Origin of the sequence: Bradyrhizobium sp. AZCC 2230 (genome assembly GCF_036924495.1) — a bacterium.
GTDB lineage: Bacteria > Pseudomonadota > Alphaproteobacteria > Rhizobiales > Xanthobacteraceae > Bradyrhizobium > Bradyrhizobium rifense.
Genome location: NZ_JAZHRS010000001.1, coordinates 9,502,946 through 9,520,151 on the forward strand (window position 1 = coordinate 9,502,946; position 17,206 = coordinate 9,520,151).

The 17,206-nt window shown below is 64.2% G+C and carries 20 protein-coding genes; 8 read left to right on the forward strand and 12 right to left on the reverse strand.

Annotated features, from left to right (window positions below; all coding sequences use genetic code 11):
* Nucleotides 1-88: 88 nt before the first annotated feature.
* Nucleotides 89-856, forward strand: a complete 768-nt coding sequence (locus tag V1280_RS45170; RefSeq protein ID WP_334537648.1) for a LamB/YcsF family protein — start codon at nucleotides 89-91, stop codon at nucleotides 854-856.
* Here V1280_RS45170 and V1280_RS45175 read toward each other — a convergent pair.
* From V1280_RS45175 to V1280_RS45200, 6 genes are read right to left on the reverse strand one after another with little or no spacing between them, the layout of a single operon-like run.
* Nucleotides 849-1,274: an acetyl-CoA carboxylase biotin carboxyl carrier protein gene (locus V1280_RS45175; protein ID WP_334537650.1), complete on the reverse strand. Its 426-nt coding sequence runs from the start codon at nucleotides 1,272-1,274 to the stop codon at nucleotides 849-851. The two genes, V1280_RS45170 and V1280_RS45175, sit on opposite strands and share 8 nt — an antisense overlap.
* Nucleotides 1,265-2,242, reverse strand: a complete 978-nt coding sequence (locus V1280_RS45180) for a biotin-dependent carboxyltransferase family protein (RefSeq protein ID WP_334537652.1) — start codon at nucleotides 2,240-2,242, stop codon at nucleotides 1,265-1,267. The genes V1280_RS45175 and V1280_RS45180 overlap by 10 nt, the downstream gene beginning before the upstream one ends.
* Entirely contained in the window at nucleotides 2,239-2,901 is a 663-nt protein-coding gene (pxpB, locus tag V1280_RS45185) for a 5-oxoprolinase subunit PxpB (RefSeq protein ID WP_334537654.1), read from the reverse strand. Before pxpB ends, V1280_RS45180 begins: the two co-directional genes overlap by 4 nt.
* Nucleotides 2,898-4,253: an acetyl-CoA carboxylase biotin carboxylase subunit gene (accC, locus tag V1280_RS45190; RefSeq protein WP_334537656.1), complete on the reverse strand. Its 1,356-nt coding sequence runs from the start codon at nucleotides 4,251-4,253 to the stop codon at nucleotides 2,898-2,900. Before accC ends, pxpB begins: the two co-directional genes overlap by 4 nt.
* On the reverse strand, nucleotides 4,253-4,711 hold the full coding sequence (accB, locus tag V1280_RS45195) for an acetyl-CoA carboxylase biotin carboxyl carrier protein (RefSeq protein WP_334537658.1): 459 nt from the start codon (nucleotides 4,709-4,711) through the stop codon (nucleotides 4,253-4,255). The genes accC and accB overlap by 1 nt, the downstream gene beginning before the upstream one ends.
* Nucleotides 4,712-4,758: 47 nt before the next feature.
* The gene (locus V1280_RS45200; protein WP_334537660.1) at nucleotides 4,759-5,517 is read right to left on the reverse strand and encodes an SDR family oxidoreductase; all 759 of its coding nucleotides are present in this window, start codon (nucleotides 5,515-5,517) and stop codon (nucleotides 4,759-4,761) included.
* A gap of 186 nt (nucleotides 5,518-5,703) precedes the next feature.
* Between V1280_RS45200 and V1280_RS45205 the strand changes: the two genes are divergently transcribed.
* The 3 genes from V1280_RS45205 (at nucleotide 5,704) to V1280_RS45215 (ending at nucleotide 8,484) form a co-directional block, all read left to right on the forward strand.
* Nucleotides 5,704-6,690, forward strand: coding sequence for a LysR substrate-binding domain-containing protein (locus V1280_RS45205; RefSeq protein ID WP_334537662.1), 987 nt, complete (start codon nucleotides 5,704-5,706; stop codon nucleotides 6,688-6,690).
* Nucleotides 6,691-6,786: 96 nt separating this feature from the next.
* Nucleotides 6,787-7,458 (forward strand): 4-carboxy-4-hydroxy-2-oxoadipate aldolase/oxaloacetate decarboxylase, encoded by a 672-nt coding sequence (locus V1280_RS45210; RefSeq protein ID WP_334537664.1) that lies wholly within the window; start codon nucleotides 6,787-6,789, stop codon nucleotides 7,456-7,458.
* A 39-nt stretch (nucleotides 7,459-7,497) separates the two neighbouring features.
* On the forward strand, nucleotides 7,498-8,484 hold the full coding sequence (locus V1280_RS45215) for a peptidyl-alpha-hydroxyglycine alpha-amidating lyase family protein (RefSeq protein WP_334537666.1): 987 nt from the start codon (nucleotides 7,498-7,500) through the stop codon (nucleotides 8,482-8,484).
* A 59-nt stretch (nucleotides 8,485-8,543) separates the two neighbouring features.
* On the opposite strand, the gene V1280_RS45220 is transcribed toward V1280_RS45215, so the two are convergent.
* The 5 genes from V1280_RS45220 to V1280_RS45240 all read right to left on the reverse strand — a co-directional run bounded on the left by V1280_RS45220 (nucleotide 8,544) and on the right by V1280_RS45240 (nucleotide 12,027).
* A complete protein-coding gene (locus V1280_RS45220; RefSeq protein WP_334537668.1) occupies nucleotides 8,544-9,053 on the reverse strand; it encodes an Lrp/AsnC family transcriptional regulator in 510 nt (169 codons plus the stop codon).
* A gap of 54 nt (nucleotides 9,054-9,107) precedes the next feature.
* Complete coding sequence (locus tag V1280_RS45225; protein ID WP_334537671.1) at nucleotides 9,108-9,260, reverse strand: hypothetical protein; 153 nt, start codon at nucleotides 9,258-9,260, stop codon at nucleotides 9,108-9,110.
* 199 nt (nucleotides 9,261-9,459) lie between these two features.
* Nucleotides 9,460-9,786, reverse strand: coding sequence for a hypothetical protein (locus tag V1280_RS45230; protein ID WP_334537673.1), 327 nt, complete (start codon nucleotides 9,784-9,786; stop codon nucleotides 9,460-9,462).
* A 36-nt stretch (nucleotides 9,787-9,822) separates the two neighbouring features.
* On the reverse strand, nucleotides 9,823-10,638 hold the full coding sequence (locus tag V1280_RS45235; RefSeq protein ID WP_334537675.1) for a MetQ/NlpA family ABC transporter substrate-binding protein: 816 nt from the start codon (nucleotides 10,636-10,638) through the stop codon (nucleotides 9,823-9,825).
* A gap of 45 nt (nucleotides 10,639-10,683) precedes the next feature.
* Entirely contained in the window at nucleotides 10,684-12,027 is a 1,344-nt protein-coding gene (locus V1280_RS45240; RefSeq protein ID WP_334537677.1) for an LLM class flavin-dependent oxidoreductase, read from the reverse strand.
* A gap of 509 nt (nucleotides 12,028-12,536) precedes the next feature.
* Between V1280_RS45240 and V1280_RS45245 the strand changes: the two genes are divergently transcribed.
* The 4 genes from V1280_RS45245 to V1280_RS45260 are packed head-to-tail and all read left to right on the forward strand — an operon-like array spanning nucleotide 12,537 to nucleotide 16,260.
* Nucleotides 12,537-13,463 carry a TauD/TfdA dioxygenase family protein gene (locus V1280_RS45245; RefSeq protein ID WP_334537679.1) on the forward strand — a complete coding sequence of 309 codons (927 nt, stop codon included), beginning with the start codon at nucleotides 12,537-12,539 and terminating at the stop codon, nucleotides 13,461-13,463.
* A gap of 22 nt (nucleotides 13,464-13,485) precedes the next feature.
* Nucleotides 13,486-14,544: an ABC transporter substrate-binding protein gene (locus V1280_RS45250; protein WP_334537681.1), complete on the forward strand. Its 1,059-nt coding sequence runs from the start codon at nucleotides 13,486-13,488 to the stop codon at nucleotides 14,542-14,544.
* Nucleotides 14,541-15,401 carry an ABC transporter ATP-binding protein gene (locus tag V1280_RS45255; protein WP_334537683.1) on the forward strand — a complete coding sequence of 287 codons (861 nt, stop codon included), beginning with the start codon at nucleotides 14,541-14,543 and terminating at the stop codon, nucleotides 15,399-15,401. Before V1280_RS45250 ends, V1280_RS45255 begins: the two co-directional genes overlap by 4 nt.
* Entirely contained in the window at nucleotides 15,394-16,260 is an 867-nt protein-coding gene (locus tag V1280_RS45260; RefSeq protein WP_334537685.1) for an ABC transporter permease, read from the forward strand. Before V1280_RS45255 ends, V1280_RS45260 begins: the two co-directional genes overlap by 8 nt.
* Here the strand turns inward: V1280_RS45260 and epsC are convergent.
* Entirely contained in the window at nucleotides 16,257-17,201 is a 945-nt protein-coding gene (gene epsC / locus V1280_RS45265; RefSeq protein WP_334537687.1) for a serine O-acetyltransferase EpsC, read from the reverse strand. The genes V1280_RS45260 and epsC overlap by 4 nt on opposite strands.
* Nucleotides 17,202-17,206: the final 5 nt, after the last annotated feature.

Below are 17,206 nucleotides of genomic sequence, written 5' to 3' on the forward strand. Positions count from 1 at the left end.
ATGATCCGGAAAAGTGCGAAGCGGTTTTCCGAAAAGATCATGCGCAAACAAAAGTGGACGTCAACAATAACAAGAGCACGGTGCGAACATGAAAATCGGCATCAATTCAGACATGGGCGAAGGTTTCGGCAATTATCGCATCTGCGACGACGAGGCGCTGATGAGCATCATCTCATCGGCCAACGTGGCGTGCGGCTTCCACGCCGGCGATCCCATCATCATGGATCGCATGGTTCGCCTGGCGAAGCAGAAGGGGGTCGAGGTCGGCGCCCATCCGGGCCTGCCGGATCTGCTCGGGTTTGGCCGCCGCGTGATCCAGATGGATGCCGCCGAGCTCGAGAAGCACATGGTCTATCAGATCGGCGCCTTGCAGGCGATCGCAGCCAATGCCGGTCACCGCGTGACCCATGTCAGCTTCCATGCGGCGATGGGCAACATGGTCAATGCCGATCCTGATATGGCCGATGTCGTCGCCCGTGCGATTGCGACCATCAATCGTGATTTCATCGTGTTCTCGCAGCCGGACGCCGCGATCGTGCACGCCGCGCGCAAGGTGGGCTTACGCATCCTCACTCTGTTCCTGGCCGATCGCGCCTATGACGAGAACGGCCATCTGGTGTCCCGCAAGCTTCCCAACTCCGTCATCACCTCGACTGATGCGGTGGCCGAGCGGGTCAAGCGCTTTCTCGACAGCGGCACCGTGCAGACGATCGAGGGCAAGTCGATCAAGGTCGAGGCACGCTCGATCCTGATCCACAGCGACACGCCCGGATCGGTCAACCTCGCCGGCACGGTGCGCCGCGTGATCGAGCAGGGCGGCGGCGAAGTCACGCCCGCAACTGTCCTGCTCAATTGATCGGGCTGCCCTCGGAGAGCGGGCGAATGCGCACAATCGGTGTGCCATAGCCGACCGTTGCGCCAGGCTTCGCGATCACGGCATCGACGGTGCCGGCGGCCGGTGCCAGGATGGGCGCATATAGCAAGCCGATCTTGACGAGGCCGACGATCGCGCCGGTCTCGATCCGCTGGCCCGGTGCGACGAACGGTTTGTCCCGCCAGGGATGGGCCGCGAGGAAATGCCCTGCGACGTCGGCTTTGGCGATGACGGAATGGTCTGGAGCCGGGGCGGCAAGCGTCGGTGATGCAGCCATTCGCGGGCCCGGGTCGACGACGAGCTTCAGGGATTGGCCGGGCTGCTCGATTTCGATCGTGTCGACGCCGGACCTTTCGAGGATTTGCGCCAGACGCGCGATGTCGGTTAGCTCTATCGGCATGTTCTGATCTCCTCGATAAGGCGCACATTGGTCCTGAGCCGCTCGAGATAGGCTGACATCTCGGCCTCGGCCGCCAGCGCTTCGCCATAGGCCGTCTGCTCGAACCGCAGTTTGCTTCCGAGCCGCGCCTGCCCGACGCGCCACAGGTCAGCCCGGATCACGGTTGCGATCTTCGGATAGCCGCCGGAGGTCTGGGCGTCGCGCATCTGGATGATCGGCTGTCCGTTCGGCGGAATCTGGATCACGCCGGGGACGATGCCGTGCGAGCGCTTCTCGATCGGCGATTTCGGCTTCACGGCGTGGCCTTGCAGGCGATAGCCGTAACGGTTGCTCTGCGGCGTGATCTTCCAGCTGCTGGACCAGAACAGCGCCTGTGTGGCGGCGTCGAACCCGTCATATTCGCCGGCGATCACGACCCTGACGATGGTCTCGTCCGGGGCAGCGTTCGGCCGCGCCAGCGTGATCTCGGCCGGCTCGACCCCGAGCTCGCCGATGGTCGTGGTGGACGCTGCACAAGGCAGGATGTCGCCGGGCTGTAGCGGCCGTCCGTGCCAGCCGCCGAACTCGCCGCGAAACTGCGTGCTGCGCGAGCCCAGCACCATGGGCACGTCGATGCCGCCGCCGAATGCCAGATAGAGTCGTGCGCCACGGGGCATCGCCTTGATGGTCAGAATATCTCCGGTACGGGCGAGCGACCGCCACCATGGCGGGATCACGCGTCCTGCGATCTCGGCCTCGACATCGGCCCCCGTGAGCGCAAAGGCCATGTCCCGGTCGAAACGAAGCTTGAACGGCAGCATCGGGATTTCGATGCCGGCAGCATTCTCGTCGTTGCCGAGAAGGATGTTGCCGGCGCGCAGGGCGACATCGTCCATCGCACCCGACGTGCCGACCCCGAAGCGATACTGGTCGACGCGGCCGAGATCCTGGACACTGGCGGGACCTGTGACTGACAGGATCTCGATCACCGGATCACCCGTTCGATCTCAAAGCGGATCGTATCGCCCGGTGCGAGCGCCGCTGGCGTCGGCCAGCACGGATCGAAGAAGGTCCAGCTCGTATGCCCGATGGCGTGCCAGCCGCTCGGCCCGGGCGAAGCGGAGACACCGGTCTGCGATCCGCCAATGGAGACCGAGCCGCCCGCGGAGCGTTGCAGCGGCGTCTGTCGTCGCGGCATGGTGATGCGCGGATCCATGCCGCCGAGATAGCAATAGCCGGGATGGCTGCCGAGTGCGAACACCGTGTAGAGCGGGGCGGCATGGATCGAGATCACGTCGTCGACGGACAGGCCGCAATGGTCGGCGACGGAACGAAGCTGCGATCCGACCTCGCCGCCATAGGTCACAGGCAGCCTGATCTCGCGGCCGCCGATCGCGAGGCCTTCCGCCGCGTCCCAGGCATCGTTGAGGGCGGCGAACAAGGTGTCCAGTTCGCGGGGAGGCGTGTCGAAGGTCAGCATCAAGTTGGTGATGCCGGGAATGGCCTCGCGGATTCCTCGCCATTTCGATGCGGTGGCAGCCAGCGCCCAGATGCGCCGCTGGTGCGGCAGGTCGAATGCGCCGGGCGCCTCGAACAGCAGGGCCGATGTTCCGAGCAGGCTGATCCGCGGCCGGTCCGGCGTCGTCATGGCGCGGCCACCCGTGCATTCATCCAGTGCTCGAGATGATGGATGTCGTAGCCGCCGCGGCAGAACGCCGGATCGGCGAGGATCGCCTGGTGCAACGGCACGTTGGTTCGGATGCCTTCGGCGCGCAGCTCGGACAAGGCGACCCGGGCACGCGCCAGAGCTTCCTCACGGGTGCCGCCATGGGCGATGAGCTTGCCGATCAGCGAGTCATAGTGACGGGGAACGGTGGCGCCGGCGGTGATATGCGAATCGACGCGGATGCCGATGCCGCCCGGCACGTCCCAGCGCGTCACCGTGCCGGGCGAGGGCGCGAAGGTGGCTGGGTCTTCGGCATTGATGCGGAATTCGACGGCATGACCGACACGGGTGATGTCGCCCTGCGCAATCCCCAGCGACTCGCCTTGCGCGATGCGGATCTGCGCCTTGACGATGTCGATCCCCGTCGTCATCTCGGTCACGGGATGCTCCACCTGGACGCGCGTGTTCATCTCGATGAAGAAGAACTGCCCGTCCTCGTAGAGGAACTCAAACGTCCCGGCGCCGCGATAGCCGATCCGCCGGCAGGCTTCGACGCAGCTTGCGCCCACCCGCTCGATCAGCGTGCGATCGATGCCCGGCGCGGGGGCCTCCTCGACCACCTTCTGGTTCCTGCGCTGGAGCGAGCAGTCGCGGTCGCCGAGCCAGAGGTGATTGTCGTGCTGGTCGCACAGCACCTGGATCTCGATATGGCGGGGCTTTTCGAGGAATTTCTCGATGTATACCGCAGCGTTCCTGAAGGCCTTGCTGCCTTCCGCGCGGGTCAGCGCCAGCGCCTCGTCCAGCGCGCCTTCGCTGCGCACGATCCGCATGCCACGCCCGCCGCCGCCACCGGCGGCCTTGACGATGACGGGATATCCGATGTCCCGGGCGATCGCGCGAACCTCGGCCGGATCATCCGGCAGGGAGCTGTCCGGGCCCGGCACGCAAGGCACGCCCGCCAGTCGCATCGCGCGCTTGGCCGCGACCTTGTCGCCCATGGTCCGGATACAATCCGCCGGGGGGCCGATGAAGGTGAGGCCGGCGCGCGCAACCCGATCGGCGAACTCCGCACTTTCCGAGAGGAATCCGTAACCCGGGTGGATCGCCTGGGCGCCGCTGACTTCGGCCGCGAGCAGGATCGCCGCAACGTTGAGATAGGTGCTGCTCGCCGGCGCGGGCCCGATGCAAAGGGCCTGGTCGGCGAGTGCGACATGGCGTGCGTCGCGGTCGGCCTCCGAGTGAATGACGACCGTCTTGAGACCCATCGCCCGACAGGCGCGCTGGATGCGAAGCGCGATCTCGCCGCGATTGGCGATCAGGACCTTGTCGAACATCAGGATGAACCCGCAGGACCGATCCGGAACAGGGCTTGCCCTGCTTCGATCTCGTCACCGTTCTCCGCGAGGATCGCCAGCACGACACCGGGTGCCTCGGCCGCGATGTCGATGAAGGTTTTCATCGCTTCGATGATGCAGATCTTCTGCCCGGCCTCGATCCGTGCGCCGACCTTGACCAGCGGCGGATCGTCCGGCGCAGCAGCCCGGTAGAAGACGCCGTGCATCGGTGCCGGCACGACGATGTCGGAAGTCACTTCGGGAGCAGGGCTTTCGTGGTGATGGAGAGCGGGGGCCTCGACCTTGCCCCCGTCTGCAGGCTGTGCCGGGACCGCAGGCGCTCCCGCAGACGCGCGCTTGAGGATGCGAATGCGGGTGCCGTCCTGCGTGAGGTCCAGCTCCGCGATGGAGGAGCGCGTCACGAGATCGACGAGTTGTTCGATTTTGGCGAGGTCCACAGTCACGCTCCGCGTTGACGGCCTGTCGAGTTCGGGGCGTTCATATGTCACTCGGCCGGCGGCCGGCCCTTCTGTGCAAAATTGAGGCCGCCGACGACCTGCTGGGTCGGCAGCACTTCCATGAACGCGACATTCATGCGCGCCGGCGATCCGACCGCGAATGCGATCGAATTGGCGATGTCCTCTGGCTGAAGCGCATCATAATCGTCGAAGAAGCGACGCTTGGCTTCGGCCAGATCACCGAGCAGCCGGCCGAAAACCTCGGTCTCGACCCGGGCCGGCGATATCTCGGTGACGCGAACCCTGGTCCCGTAGAGATCGACGCGCAGTTGCTGCGACAGCGAATGAATACCGGCTTTGGTGGCGTGATACACGGTGTTTCCGCCGCCAAAGGCGTAGTGGCCGGCGATGGAGGAGATGTTGACGACGTGGCCTCGATCACGGTGCGCCATGCCCGGCACGACCAGCCGCGTCAGATGCAGGACCGCGCGCAGATTGACGTCGATGAGCGCGTCAACGTCCTCAGGTGTCGTGTCCAGGATATTGCCGCGCCGGGACTGGCCGGCGTTGTTGACCAGGACGTCGAACTCGGCCGACTTCGCCAGTGCCGCAAGCGCGTCGAGGTCGCTGATGTCGACCGCACAGGGGCGGCATCCGGTCTCCACGGACAGGGCGCTCAGGCGGGTGGCGTCGCGGGCCACGGCGTGGACTTCGAGCCCTTCCGCACGCAGGCGGCGAACCGTCGCTGCCCCTATTCCGGAGGATGCGCCCGTCACCAGGGCCGTCCGATAGTCCGAAAATCCCATCCGCGAGGGCTCCTCTGCTACCGTCCGACCCGCTGGTGGCGTCGGCTGCAACGCGAGCGGCGGACGAGTTCAGCACCAGCTATAGGCCCCTCAGGTTCCCAATGGTAAGAACAATTCCTTCTGATCCCATAGCTTCAGCCTATTGCTGCTGCATTGCTCCCTGACTGGATATCCGGAGACGCCGTATTGGATACGAAACGCTTGGAGGCCTTCATCAAGGTCGTGGATCTCGGCAGCATGACGAGCGCGGCGAAGGTGCTGAATGTCGCCCAGCCAGCCCTGAGCCAGCACATCGCGAGCCTGGAGGCGGACTTCAAGTGCAAGCTGCTCGACCGCAGCGCCCGCGGCGTCAAGCCCACCGAGGCCGGACGAATCCTCTACCGCTATGCCAAGTCGATCCAGCGGCAGATCGAAGAGGCCAGGCGCACTATTCTGGACAACAAGCCGGAGCTGACCGGCAACGTGACGATCGGCCTGGCGCCGCTCAGCTCGGCGGCATTGCTGGCGACCCCGCTGCTGATGCAGGTGCGCCAAGGCTATCCCGGCATCGTGCCGCACATTTACGACAGCTCCGGGGTCATGCTCAGCGAGATGATGCTGAAGGGGAGCATGGATATGGCCGTCCTCTACGGCGATCGCCCGGTGACCGGCCTCGATTACAAGCCGCTGATGCGCGAGTACTTTTATCTTGTCGCGCCCCGCAGCGCGTATCCGGACCAGATGCCTCCGGAGGAAGTATCAGCGGCGGAGGTCGCGCAATTCGACCTGCTTCTTCCGTATCGGGAATCCTTCCTGCGACAGACGGTCGAGCGGGTCTGCGCCGAGGTGGGACTTCGCCCGCGCATCGTCGCCGAGATCCATTCCCAATCGACCCTCTCTGCGGCAATTGCAGCCGGCGTCGGGGCGGCGGTGCTGCCCATGTCGATCGCAAGGGAGTTGCCGAACCTCGACGAGCTCTGCATTCGGCGGATCAACGCGCCGTCGGCCTCGCAGCAGATGTCGCTATGCATTTCCGATAACGCTGCGTTGTCCGATGCGGCATTTGCCGTCTACAAGATATTGCTCGAGATCATCGTCAAGACGTGGGGCCCGTTTGATCTCCACCTCGGTGCGGCTGCCATCGTCGCGGACGGCCCAACGTCGCCTCTGGATGGACCGAAGGACGAGCCATAACGAAACACGATGCGGCAATCCTAAAATCTGAATTTGCCGCCTCAAGGCGGTTGGTTATGGAGGTGTAACAGAAGTCGCGACCGCAAGGAGGTTATCATGGTGCATGTGATCAGGACATTCGATCGGCCGGCCGCCGAGCTTGTCGAGCGCATCAAGAAGTTTCCTCCGTCCACCCTTCACGAAGCGCAGGGGCGATTGGGCGCTCTGACGTCCCGCATCAAGCCGATCTATTCCGGGATGCGCGCCTGCGGACCGGCGCTGACGGTGAGCTGCCACCCGGCCGACAACATGATGCTGATCACGGCGATTTCGCTGGCCAAGCCCGGCGACGTGCTCGTGGTGAGTGCGGGAGATCATCCCGAGCAGGGTGGCTTCGGCGAGGTGCTGGCGACGGCCTGCGTTGCCAAGGGCATCGTCGGCCTGGTCACGGATGCCGGCGTTCGCGACGGTCTTGCGGTGCGTGACACCGGCTTCAACGTCTTCTCCTACGGCCTCTGCATGAAGGGCACCGTCAAGGAGACTCTCGGCACCATCAATCAGCCGATCGTCATCGGCGGCATTGCCGTCCGCCCTGGCGATATCGTCAGCGCCGATGACGACGGCGTCGTGATCGTGCCGAAGGAGAACATCGCCGACGTCTGCGCCAAGTCTGCGGCGCGCGAGGACAAGGAAGCCGGCGTGATGAAGGCGCTCAAGGCCGGCGGCGACATCCTCGAGCTCTCCGGCATCGGCAAGGTGCTGGAATCCAAGGGCTGCACATTCGGCTAAGCCGTCCCGCGTCGTACACTTGCAATGATGGGAGATCAGGTGGCAGCCATTCTCGGCTCGGGCGAGCACCGTTACCGCGTCGTCGACAATTGGGCGAAGCTGCCGGATGGCTGGCAGCTCACCGACGTCGCCTCCGTCGCCGTCGACAGCAAGGATCGCATCTACGTCTTCAACCGCGGCGCCCATCCGATGGTGGTGTTCGACCGTGGCGGCAATTTCCTGCGCAGCTGGGGTGAGGGGCTGTTCTCCCGCGCCCACGGCCTGCATATCGATGCCGACGACAATCTCTACTGCACCGACGACGGCGACCACACCGTGCGAAAATGCACGCCGGACGGCAAGGTGCTGCTGACGATCGGCGTCCCCGAGAAGCCGGCACCGTTCATGAGCGGCGATCCATTCCATCGCTGCACCCACACGGCCTTGTCGCCGAAGGGCGAGATCTACGTCTCCGACGGCTACGGCAACGCCCGTATCCACAAATTCACGCCGGACGGCAAGCTGATCAAGAGCTGGGGTGCGCCTGGCACCGATCCTGGCCAGTTCAACATCGTGCACAATATCGTCGCTGATGCCGATGGCTGGGTCTATGTCGCCGATCGCGAGAACCACCGCGTGCAGGTGTTCGACGGCAACGGCAAGTACGAGATGCAGTGGAACAATCTGCACCGGCCGTGCGCATTGTGCCGTTGCGGTGGCGGCAAGAACCCCACCTTCGTCATTGGCGAGCTCGGCCCCGCCATGCCGGTCAACCGCAAGGTGCCCAATCTCGGCCCGCGGCTGTCGATCGTTGACGCCAAGGGCAAGCGTATCGCGCGGCTCGGCGGCGAGGATGGCCCCGGTCTCGCGAGCGGCAAGTTCCTCGCACCGCACGGGATCGCGCTGGACTCCAGAGGCGATATGTATGTTGGCGAGGTCGGCGTCACCGACTGGAAGACGAACTTTCCGGACGAGGACATGCCGGCCGTGGTCCGCACCTCGCGTTGCCTGCAGAAGCTGGAGCGCGTGGCCGAGATTGCTCGTTAGAGGCCGCTGGCCGCGGCTTCCCGACGCCGGCGCGGCGTCCGCACGATGTCCGAGAGCAGTTATTCCGCCGCCAGGAGCGGAATCGGTAGCGCGGTGATCGACTTGATCTTCTCCATCGCGAAGCGCGAGGTGACGTTCTTGAGCGGGACGGCGTGGATCAGCTTCTTGTAGAACACGTCGTAGCTCTGCATGTCGGGAATGACCACGCGCAGCATGTAGTCGACATCGCCGGCCATCCGGTAGAATTCCATCACCTCGGGCATGGCGCTGACTGCGGCCGCGAAGCGCTTCAGCCAGGCATCGGAGTGATCGGAGCTCTCCACGGAGACGAACACCGAGAGGCCGAGGCCGATCTTGTTCTGGTCGACCAGCGCAACGCGCTTCTGGATGACGCCATCGCCCTCGAGCCGTTGAATGCGCTTCCAGCACGGCGTGGACGACAGGCCGACCCGGTCACCGATCTCGGCCACCGAAAGCGAGGCGTCCTCCTGAAGCACCGTCAGGATCTTGCGGTCGATCGCATCGAGGCGGCGGCCAGTCTCGGCGAGCTGCAAAGCAGCGTCGGTCATGTCTTGTTACCTTTATGTCAGGGGAAGCGCGGGGCCGGCACTTCGGCAGAATTGTCAGCCGTGAGGCCCGAACAGGAAGATCTCGTAAAGGTCGTCCTGATCGCCGCTCTCACCGCCTGTCTGCGGCCGCAGCGAGGGCCGAAACCATCCGCGTGCTTGTTCGAGCCAGTTGGCGAAGCCGAGATGCAGCGAGACGATGTAGTTCATGTTCACTCCGGACGACATTGTAGGGCGAGAACCCCGCAACGCTATCACGGGTGGCAAGACATTGAACATCGCCGGCCGTTGGCAACGATCAGTTTGGTTGGATCGCACTGAAGCTGTCATGTGTCCGAGCAGAAAATTCCATGGCGACGTTTCGCCGGGGACGATTTTCATGGGATTCACCGGGCGCAAAGGCGTTGGATTAGTCGTTCGCGAGCAGCGCCAGGACGTCGGCGTGCCGCAGGCGTTGTGTGGAACCGGCGTTCAACGGTCGGCGACACGAGTCCGGTGACGTGACAAGCAAGGGCATGCCCATGCTGCCGAACGATGCGTAGAGCAGGCCCCGGTCGGCGCTCGCATGCAGATGTGCCCCCGTCATGAGACCGAGCACGAACAGGAACGCGATCGTCAAGACCAGCGGCAGGATCAAGGCCTCATGCCTGCCGATGCGATCCGTCACCGCTCTCGCCTCGATCGCCCGCTCGGCGGGAGAACGAAGGCCGGACCATTCCAGGGTGAATTCGAACATGCCGGCGCCGTGTCCTGCGGTTGCTCCGCGATCGCTTCACTTCATGTAGTCGGGCAAGGTGAAGCCGTCATAGAAACGGTCGGCCAGGATCGCCGTCTTGAAGGTCGGCGATTTGTAGCCGGCGACGATGTCCTGCGCCCAATCGGCGTTCGCGTTGGCCTTCTTCACGGCGAGAACGTTGATGTAGGGCGTCGTCATCTTCTCCAGCGCGAAGGCATTGGTCAGCTTCAGCCCGCTGAAGATCGCGAAATTGCCCTGGACGGCGGCGAAATCGACGTCGTCGAGCGCGCGCGGCGCCTGCGCGGCTTCGAGCGGCACGATCTTGATGCCGCCGGGATTCTTGATGACATCGAGCTCGCTGACGTCCACCGGCTTGCTGTCGCGGATCTCGATCAGGCCGAGGTCGCGCAGCACCCACAGCGCGCGCTGCAGATTGACCGGATCGTTCGGCACCGCGACGCTCGAACCCGGCTTGATTGGTGTGCCCAGCGGATGCTTCTTCGAATAGAGGCCCATCGGAGGGGTCGGGACGTGGACGATACCGACGAGATCGGTCTTCTGCCGCTCGTTGTAGGAATCGAGAAAGATCGTGTGCTGCATCACATTGGCATCGATCTCGGACTTGAACACCGCGTTGTTGGCTTCAAGGCCGGTCGAGAACTCCACATAGCGGATCTTGTAACCTTTCTTCTTCAGCTCCGGCTCGACGCCGATCTTGAACTCGTCGATATACGGCCCCGGCACGAAGCCGACCCGCAGCTCCGGCTTTGCGGGCTGCTGTGCCAAGGCGCCTCCGGCAGCGAAGGGAGAAAGAGCCAAAAGGCCGGAAAGGAGGAACAACGCTGTCTTCATGTCTTCTTACTGGTCTCGAGTTGGGATGTGAGTGCGGAAGCGGTGTCAGGCGATCGCCTTGACCGCGTTTGAGTAGAGGCTGGCGGGACGCGCGAGGCCGTAATGCTCGCGCAACGTGGTGCCGGTGTAGTCCTCGCGAAACAGGCCGCGCTTGCGCAGGATCGGGACGACCTGCTCGGCAAAGACATCGAAGCCGCCGGGCAGCCAGGGCGGCATCACGTTGAAGCCATCCGCGGCGCCGCTCTCGAACCAGGTCTGGATATCGTCCGCGATCTTTTCGGGCGTGCCGGCAATGACCCAGTGGCCGCGCGCGCCGGCAAGGCGCTGTACCAGCTGGCGAATGGTCGGCTTCTCGCGATCGACGATGTCGACCACCAGCTTGAAGCGGCTGGCGACGCCGCGTGCGCTTGCTGTGTCGATGAGATGGCGCGGAACCGGCCCGTCGAGATCGTAACCGGTGAGGTCGAGGCCGATCATCTGGCGCAATTGCGTCAGCGAATATTCGGGCTGGATCAGCGCGTTGAACTCGTTCTGGAGGCGGTCCGCTTCTGCTTGCGTGCTGCCGATGAACGGGCTGATCCCGGGCAGGATTTTGATTTCATCCGGACCGCGGTCGAAGGTTCGGGCCTGGCGCTTGATGTCGGCATAGAACGCCTTCGCGGAGTCCAGGGTTTGATGCGCCGTGAAGATCGCCTCCGCATACCGGGCGGCGAACGCGCGGCCGTCGTCGGAGGCGCCGGCCTGCACATAGACCGGCCGGCCCTGCGGCACGCGCGAGATGTTCAGGGGACCGCGAACGCGAAAATGCTTGCCGACATGGTCGAGCGTGTGGATCTTGCTGGTATCGGCGAAGATACCGGAGGCGGGGTCGTTGACGAGCGCGTCGTCCTCCCAGCTGTCCCAGAGCCGCGAGATCACGTCGAGATATTCGCGAGCGCGCTCGTAGCGCTCGTGGTGCGGCGGATGTTCGGGCAGCCCAAAATTCTGTGCGGCCTGGGGCGCGCTGGTGGTGACGATGTTCCAGCCGGCACGGCCTCGGCTGAGATGATCGAGCGAGGCAAACAGGCGCGCGAGGTTATAGGGCTCGGTATAGGTCGTCGACGCGGTTGCGATCAGCCCGATGCGCTTGGTCACTGCGGCAATCGCGGCAAGCCAGGTGATCGGCTCGAAGCGAAAGCGCTGGGCATAGCGGACGTTGTCGGCCAGCGCGGGGCCATCGGCAAAGAAGATGGCGTCGAACTTGCTGGCTTCGGCCCGCTGCGCCAGCTCCTGGTAATGCGTGATGTCGAGAATGCGGTCTGGTTCGGATCCCTTGTAGCGCCACGCGGCCTCGTGGTGGCCGCCGGGATAGATGAAGAGATTGAGAACAAGCTGCCGTTGGTTGCTCATGTCGAAGTGTTCCTGGGTCGGCCTGCGCAAAATCTATGTCGGCGCTCACATCGTTGTCGATGGAATGGATTTGCGTTGTTGAGTTCGGTGCGAGCATGAATTTGCGGGAAACCCTGCAAACGTAGATCACGCGCCATGCGCCCGTTGGCGTGTTCGAGATATGCATGTCCAGGCGAACATCGCGGGTGGCGGCGATGCTGTGCTCTCCAGCAAGTGCGGTTCTGCGTTTCGCTGTCGCTGATTTCGCGAATGCAACTATTCCCCGCGTCACGCCAACTTTGGAAGCTATTTCCGAAGCCCTTGAGTTAGCATCCTTCAACTGGACGCAAGGCTGCATTGATGCAGCCACCACGGAAAGATCCCGCCAGACGCGATCGCCGCCAGAGCAGACGGCGAACGCGCAAGAGGATCGATCTCCATCATCACCTGTTTCCACTCCGTCATTGCATCAGCGATCGGCGAACGGCGGAGCCTTGTTCAAATCGGATCGCGGTCTCGGGGAAGATGACATGACTGACGCAATCACCATCGACAACGTCATTCCGCGCGCGGACATCGTCAAGCGCTCGGCGCGGATCGGCGCAGAGATCAGGAATATCAAGCTGTCGGGCGATTTGCCGGATCAGACGATCGCGGCGATCAACCGGGTGCTGCTCGAGCACAAGGTCATCTTCTTCCGCGACCAGAACCATCTGGACGACGCCGAGCAGGAGCGCTTTGCCCACCGGCTTGGCAAGCTGGTGCCGCATCCGACGGTTGGTGCGACAAAGGGAACGGCGTCGATCCTGGAACTTGATTCCGGACGGGGTGGTGGCCGCGCCGACCAGTGGCATACCGACGTCACCTTCGTCGACGCCTATCCAAAGATCTCGGTTCTGCGCGGCGTCGTGATCCCCGAATTCGGCGGCGATACGATCTGGTCGAATACAGCGGCGTCCTATCTCGATCTGCCGGCTCCGCTTCGCAAGCTCGCGGATGAGCTCTGGGCGGTTCACAGCAATGCCTATGACTATGCGGTCAAGACCCGCGCGAGCGAGGCCGACCGGAAACAATTCGAAGAGGTCTTCACCGCGACGGTTTACGAGACCGAGCATCCCGTCGTTCGCGTCCATCCCGAAACCGGCGAACGGACGCTGGTGCTTGGCAATTTCGTCCAGCGCTTCGTCGGTCTGTCGAAATACGACAGCCAGAAACTGTTCGACCTGTTCCAGTCGCACATCACGGCACCCGAGAACACGGTGCGCTGGAACTGGCGGCAGGGAGACGTGGTGATCTGGGACAATCGCGCCACTCAGCACTACGCCGTGAACGACTACGGCGACCAGCACCGCGTGGTCCGGCGCGCCACCATCGACGGCGAGGTGCCGGTCAGCATTGACGGCCGCAGCAGCGTGACCCGGGTCAAGGCGGCGAAGCCGCAGGCGAAGGCCGCCTGAAACGATCAATGGAGTGAAGACAATGAAGATCGAGATCTCTGCGTTGCGTCGTCTGGTTGCCGGCCTGCGGGCAAGAGGCAGGCAACTCGGCTTGGCCAGTCTCGGCCTGACAGCTCTCGTCGGCAGCGCCGCGGCCGAGCCGCAGCTCGAAAAGACGGAGATCCGTTACCAGGGCTGGGCCGGGCAGGTGACGTTCGTCGAGCTGGCCGACGATCTCGGCTATCTCGCTCCGCTGAAGCTCAAATGGATCGGCAACACCATCAGCGGTCCGCAGGACATCCAGACCGTCGTCACCGGCGACATCGACATCGGTGGCGCCTTCTATGGCGCCATCATCAAGCTGATCGCCGCCAAGGCGCCGATCAAGGCGGTGGTCGGCTATTACGGCTCGGACGACAACACCTACAACGGCTACTACGTGAAGGAGGACAGCCCGATCAGGACAGCGCGGGACCTGATAGGCAAGAAGGTCGCGGTCAACACGCTGGGTGCGCATCTCGAATTCGTGCTGCGTGAGTATCTGGCCCGCAACGGGGTGACGCCGGCAGAAGCAAAGCAGGTGACGCTGGTCGCTATTCCGCCGGTCACCGGTGAGCAGGCCTTGCGGCAGGGGCAGGTCGAGGTCACCACGCTCAACGGCGTGCTGCGCGACAAGGCGCTGGAGCGTGGCGGCCTCCGCAGGCTGTTTGCGGACTCGGACATCTTCGGAAACTTCACCGGAGGGTCCTATGTGCTGAGGGACAAGTTCATCAAAGACAATCCCAACACGTCCCGCAAGCTGATCGAAGGGGTGTCCCATGCCATCGAATGGGCGCAGACGACGCCGCCAGAGGAGGTCCGCGCCCGCTTCGAACGCATCATCGCCGAGCGCAAGCGCAACGAGGACGCCACGCCGATCAAGTATTGGAAGAGCACGGGCGTCGCGACCAAAGGCGGCGTGATCGGCGATGGCGAGCTTCAGGTGTGGATCGACTGGCTGGTCAAGGACGGGCTGCTGAAGCCGGATCAGCTCAAGCCGTCGGACATCTACACCAACGAGTTCAACTATTTCCGCCCCGGCAAGACCGCGGAGGCCAAATGAGCATCGCCAAGATCCGCTTCGAGCATGTGCGCAAGGAGTTTTCGGTCCGCGGCAAGGATGGCGGGCCGGCGCAGAGCTTCACTGCGCTTGACGACATCACGCTCGATGTTCGTGCCGGCGAGTTCCTGGCGCTGGTTGGGCCGAGCGGCTGCGGCAAGTCGACCTTGCTGGACCTGCTCGGCGGCCTGACGACGCCGAGCAGCGGGCGCATCCTGCTCGATGGCAAGGCCATCGAGGGGCCGGCGCGCGATCGCGGCATCGTGTTCCAGCAATACGCGCTGTTCCCCTGGCGGACAGCCGCGCAGAACGTCGAGTTCGGGCTCGATATTGCGGGCCTGAAAGCCAGGGAGCGGCGCGAAAGGGCGCTGCATTACCTCGACCTGGTCGGACTGTCCGGCTTTGCCGACCGCTATCCGCACGAGCTCTCCGGCGGCATGAAGCAGCGTGTCGCGATCGCGCGAAGCCTCGCCTACGATCCGGAAGTGCTGCTGATGGACGAGCCCTTTGCCGCGCTCGACGCCCAGACGCGGGAGACGCTGCAAGGCGAGCTGTTGCGGATCTGGCGCAGCACCGGAAAGACCATCCTGTTCATCACCCACGGCATCGACGAGGCCGTCGTGCTGGGGCAGCGCGTGGCGGTGATGACCTCGCGCCCAGGCCGGATCAAGCAGATCGTCGATATTCCCGCCGAGCTGCATAGCGAGACTGAGGACGTCCGCTCGCTGCCGGAGTTCGGGCATGTCAGGCACGAGGTGTGGTCCTTGCTGCGCGACGAAGTGTTGAAAGCGCAAGGCGCTCAGGTCTCCGCGTCGGAACGCGAGCGCGTGGCAAAGGCGAAGGAATTGGCTCATGTCTAATCTGGAGATCCTGACGCTGCTGGAGCTCGCCGAGGGGAGCCCGAAGGACCGGGCCGCGCTGCGTACTGGCGCGGTCGCCGCGGCGACGGGCGGCCTCGTGCGATGGTTCGGCATCATCGGGCAACGATCCCTGCTGCTGCTGGTGTTCCTGGCCGTCTGGGAGACGGCGCCGCGCCTCGGGTTGATCGACGTGACGTTCCTGCCGCCGTTCTCCGAGGTGATCGCCGCGGGCTGGCAACTCGCGCAGAGCGGTGAACTCTACGACGACGTCGGTGCCAGCCTGCTTCGAGCCCTGAGCGGCTTCCTGATCGCCATTGTCCTGTTCGTGCCGTTGGGTGTGCTGACGGGATGGTACGCCCGGCTTGGCGACCTCCTGAACCAGACCATCGAGATCGCGCGCAACACGGCGCCGCTGGCGTTGCTGCCGGTCTTCATCCTGCTGCTTGGGATCGGCGAACTCTCGAAGGTCACCATGGTGGTCTATAGCTGCGCCTGGCCGTTGCTGCTCAATACGATCGCGGCTGTCCGCCAGGTCGATCCGCTCCTGATCAAGTCGGCGCGGACGATGGGGGCGACGCCGAGTCAGCTGTTTCGCAAGGTAATCCTGCCGGCGTCGCTGCCGACGATCTTTGTCGGAATACGCCTGGCGAGCGCCTCCGCAATGCTGGTGCTGGTGGCATCCGAGATGGTCGGCGCGAAGTCCGGGCTCGGCTATCTCATCATCAACAGCCAGTACAGCTTCCTGATCCCGCAGATGTACTTTGGCATCCTCGGCATTACGGTGATTGGCCTCGTCTTCAACGCGATCCTCGAGGCGCTGGAGCGCCGCCTGACACGCTGGAAGGCGCCGGCTGTCTAGCCAGGCTTGTTGCGGGCGGTGGCCTGCGTCACGATGCTGTTCGGCGGCACGTCCTGGGTCACCCAGACGTTGCCGCCGATGGTCGAGCCTCGGCCGATCGTGATCCGCCCGAGAATGGTGGCGCCGGCATAGATCACGACGTCGTCATCCACGATCGGATGCCGGGCGTCGCCCTTGATCAGATTGCCGTCGTCGTCGGTCGGGAAATGACGGGCGCCGAGCGTCACGGCCTGGTAGATGCGGACGTTGTCTCCGATGATCGCGGTCTCGCCGATCACCACGCCGGTGCCGTGATCGATGAAGAAGCCCGAGCCGATGCGCGCGCCGGGATGAATGTCGATGCCTGTTCGGGCGTGCGCGATCTCGGCCACCAGCCGCGCAATCAGCCGTGCGCCGAGCTGGTGGAGGATGTGCGCCAGCCGGTGATGGATGATTGCGGTCATGCCGGGATAGCCGATCAGGATCTCCGGAAAATTCCGCGCGGCGGGGTCGCCGACGAAGGCGGCGCGGAGATCGCTGATGATCAGGCCGCGCACGTCCGCAAGCTCTGAGGCGAATTTGCGCGTCAGCTCGATCGCATCGTCGCGCCGGAAGCCGGCTGTGAGCTCGTCGCCGATGAAGAGCGCGGCGCGGTGAACCTGGTCGCACAGGCTATCGAGCGCGGTGCTGAGACGGTTGCCGACGAAATAGTCGATGTTCTCGCCGTCGAGATCGAACTGGCCGTAATGGCGCGGAAACAGCGCCTCGGTCAGGCCATCCAGGATCGCCTGAAGCGCCTCGCGCGACGGCGCGCGTCGAGCCTCTCCATCCCGGCGGATGCTGTGGGTCTCTTCGCGGGAGACGCGGAGTGCGGCGACCAGCTGATCGAGCTGCCAGCGCCTCGGCGCCGGACTATCAGGGCCCTTGTCGTCGGACGGTTCGTGGGGGAGTTCGTGCTTCATGCGGT

Coding starts and splice junctions, on each gene's coding strand:
- V1280_RS45170 (WP_334537648.1), top strand. CDS start 89: ATGAAAATCGGCATCAATTCAGACATGGGCGAAGGTTTCGGCAATTAT.
- V1280_RS45175 (WP_334537650.1), bottom strand. CDS start 1,274: ATGCCGATAGAGCTAACCGACATCGCGCGTCTGGCGCAAATCCTCGAA.
- pxpB (WP_334537654.1), bottom strand. CDS start 2,901: ATGACGACGCCGGACCGGCCGCGGATCAGCCTGCTCGGAACATCGGCC.
- accC (WP_334537656.1), bottom strand. CDS start 4,253: ATGTTCGACAAGGTCCTGATCGCCAATCGCGGCGAGATCGCGCTTCGC.
- V1280_RS45200 (WP_334537660.1), bottom strand. CDS start 5,517: ATGGGATTTTCGGACTATCGGACGGCCCTGGTGACGGGCGCATCCTCC.
- V1280_RS45210 (WP_334537664.1), top strand. CDS start 6,787: ATGGTGCATGTGATCAGGACATTCGATCGGCCGGCCGCCGAGCTTGTC.
- V1280_RS45220 (WP_334537668.1), bottom strand. CDS start 9,053: ATGACCGACGCTGCTTTGCAGCTCGCCGAGACTGGCCGCCGCCTCGAT.
- V1280_RS45225 (WP_334537671.1), bottom strand. CDS start 9,260: ATGAACTACATCGTCTCGCTGCATCTCGGCTTCGCCAACTGGCTCGAA.
- V1280_RS45230 (WP_334537673.1), bottom strand. CDS start 9,786: ATGTTCGAATTCACCCTGGAATGGTCCGGCCTTCGTTCTCCCGCCGAG.
- V1280_RS45235 (WP_334537675.1), bottom strand. CDS start 10,638: ATGAAGACAGCGTTGTTCCTCCTTTCCGGCCTTTTGGCTCTTTCTCCC.
- V1280_RS45240 (WP_334537677.1), bottom strand. CDS start 12,027: ATGAGCAACCAACGGCAGCTTGTTCTCAATCTCTTCATCTATCCCGGC.
- V1280_RS45245 (WP_334537679.1), top strand. CDS start 12,537: ATGACTGACGCAATCACCATCGACAACGTCATTCCGCGCGCGGACATC.
- V1280_RS45250 (WP_334537681.1), top strand. CDS start 13,486: ATGAAGATCGAGATCTCTGCGTTGCGTCGTCTGGTTGCCGGCCTGCGG.
- V1280_RS45255 (WP_334537683.1), top strand. CDS start 14,541: ATGAGCATCGCCAAGATCCGCTTCGAGCATGTGCGCAAGGAGTTTTCG.
- V1280_RS45260 (WP_334537685.1), top strand. CDS start 15,394: ATGTCTAATCTGGAGATCCTGACGCTGCTGGAGCTCGCCGAGGGGAGC.
- epsC (WP_334537687.1), bottom strand. CDS start 17,201: ATGAAGCACGAACTCCCCCACGAACCGTCCGACGACAAGGGCCCTGAT.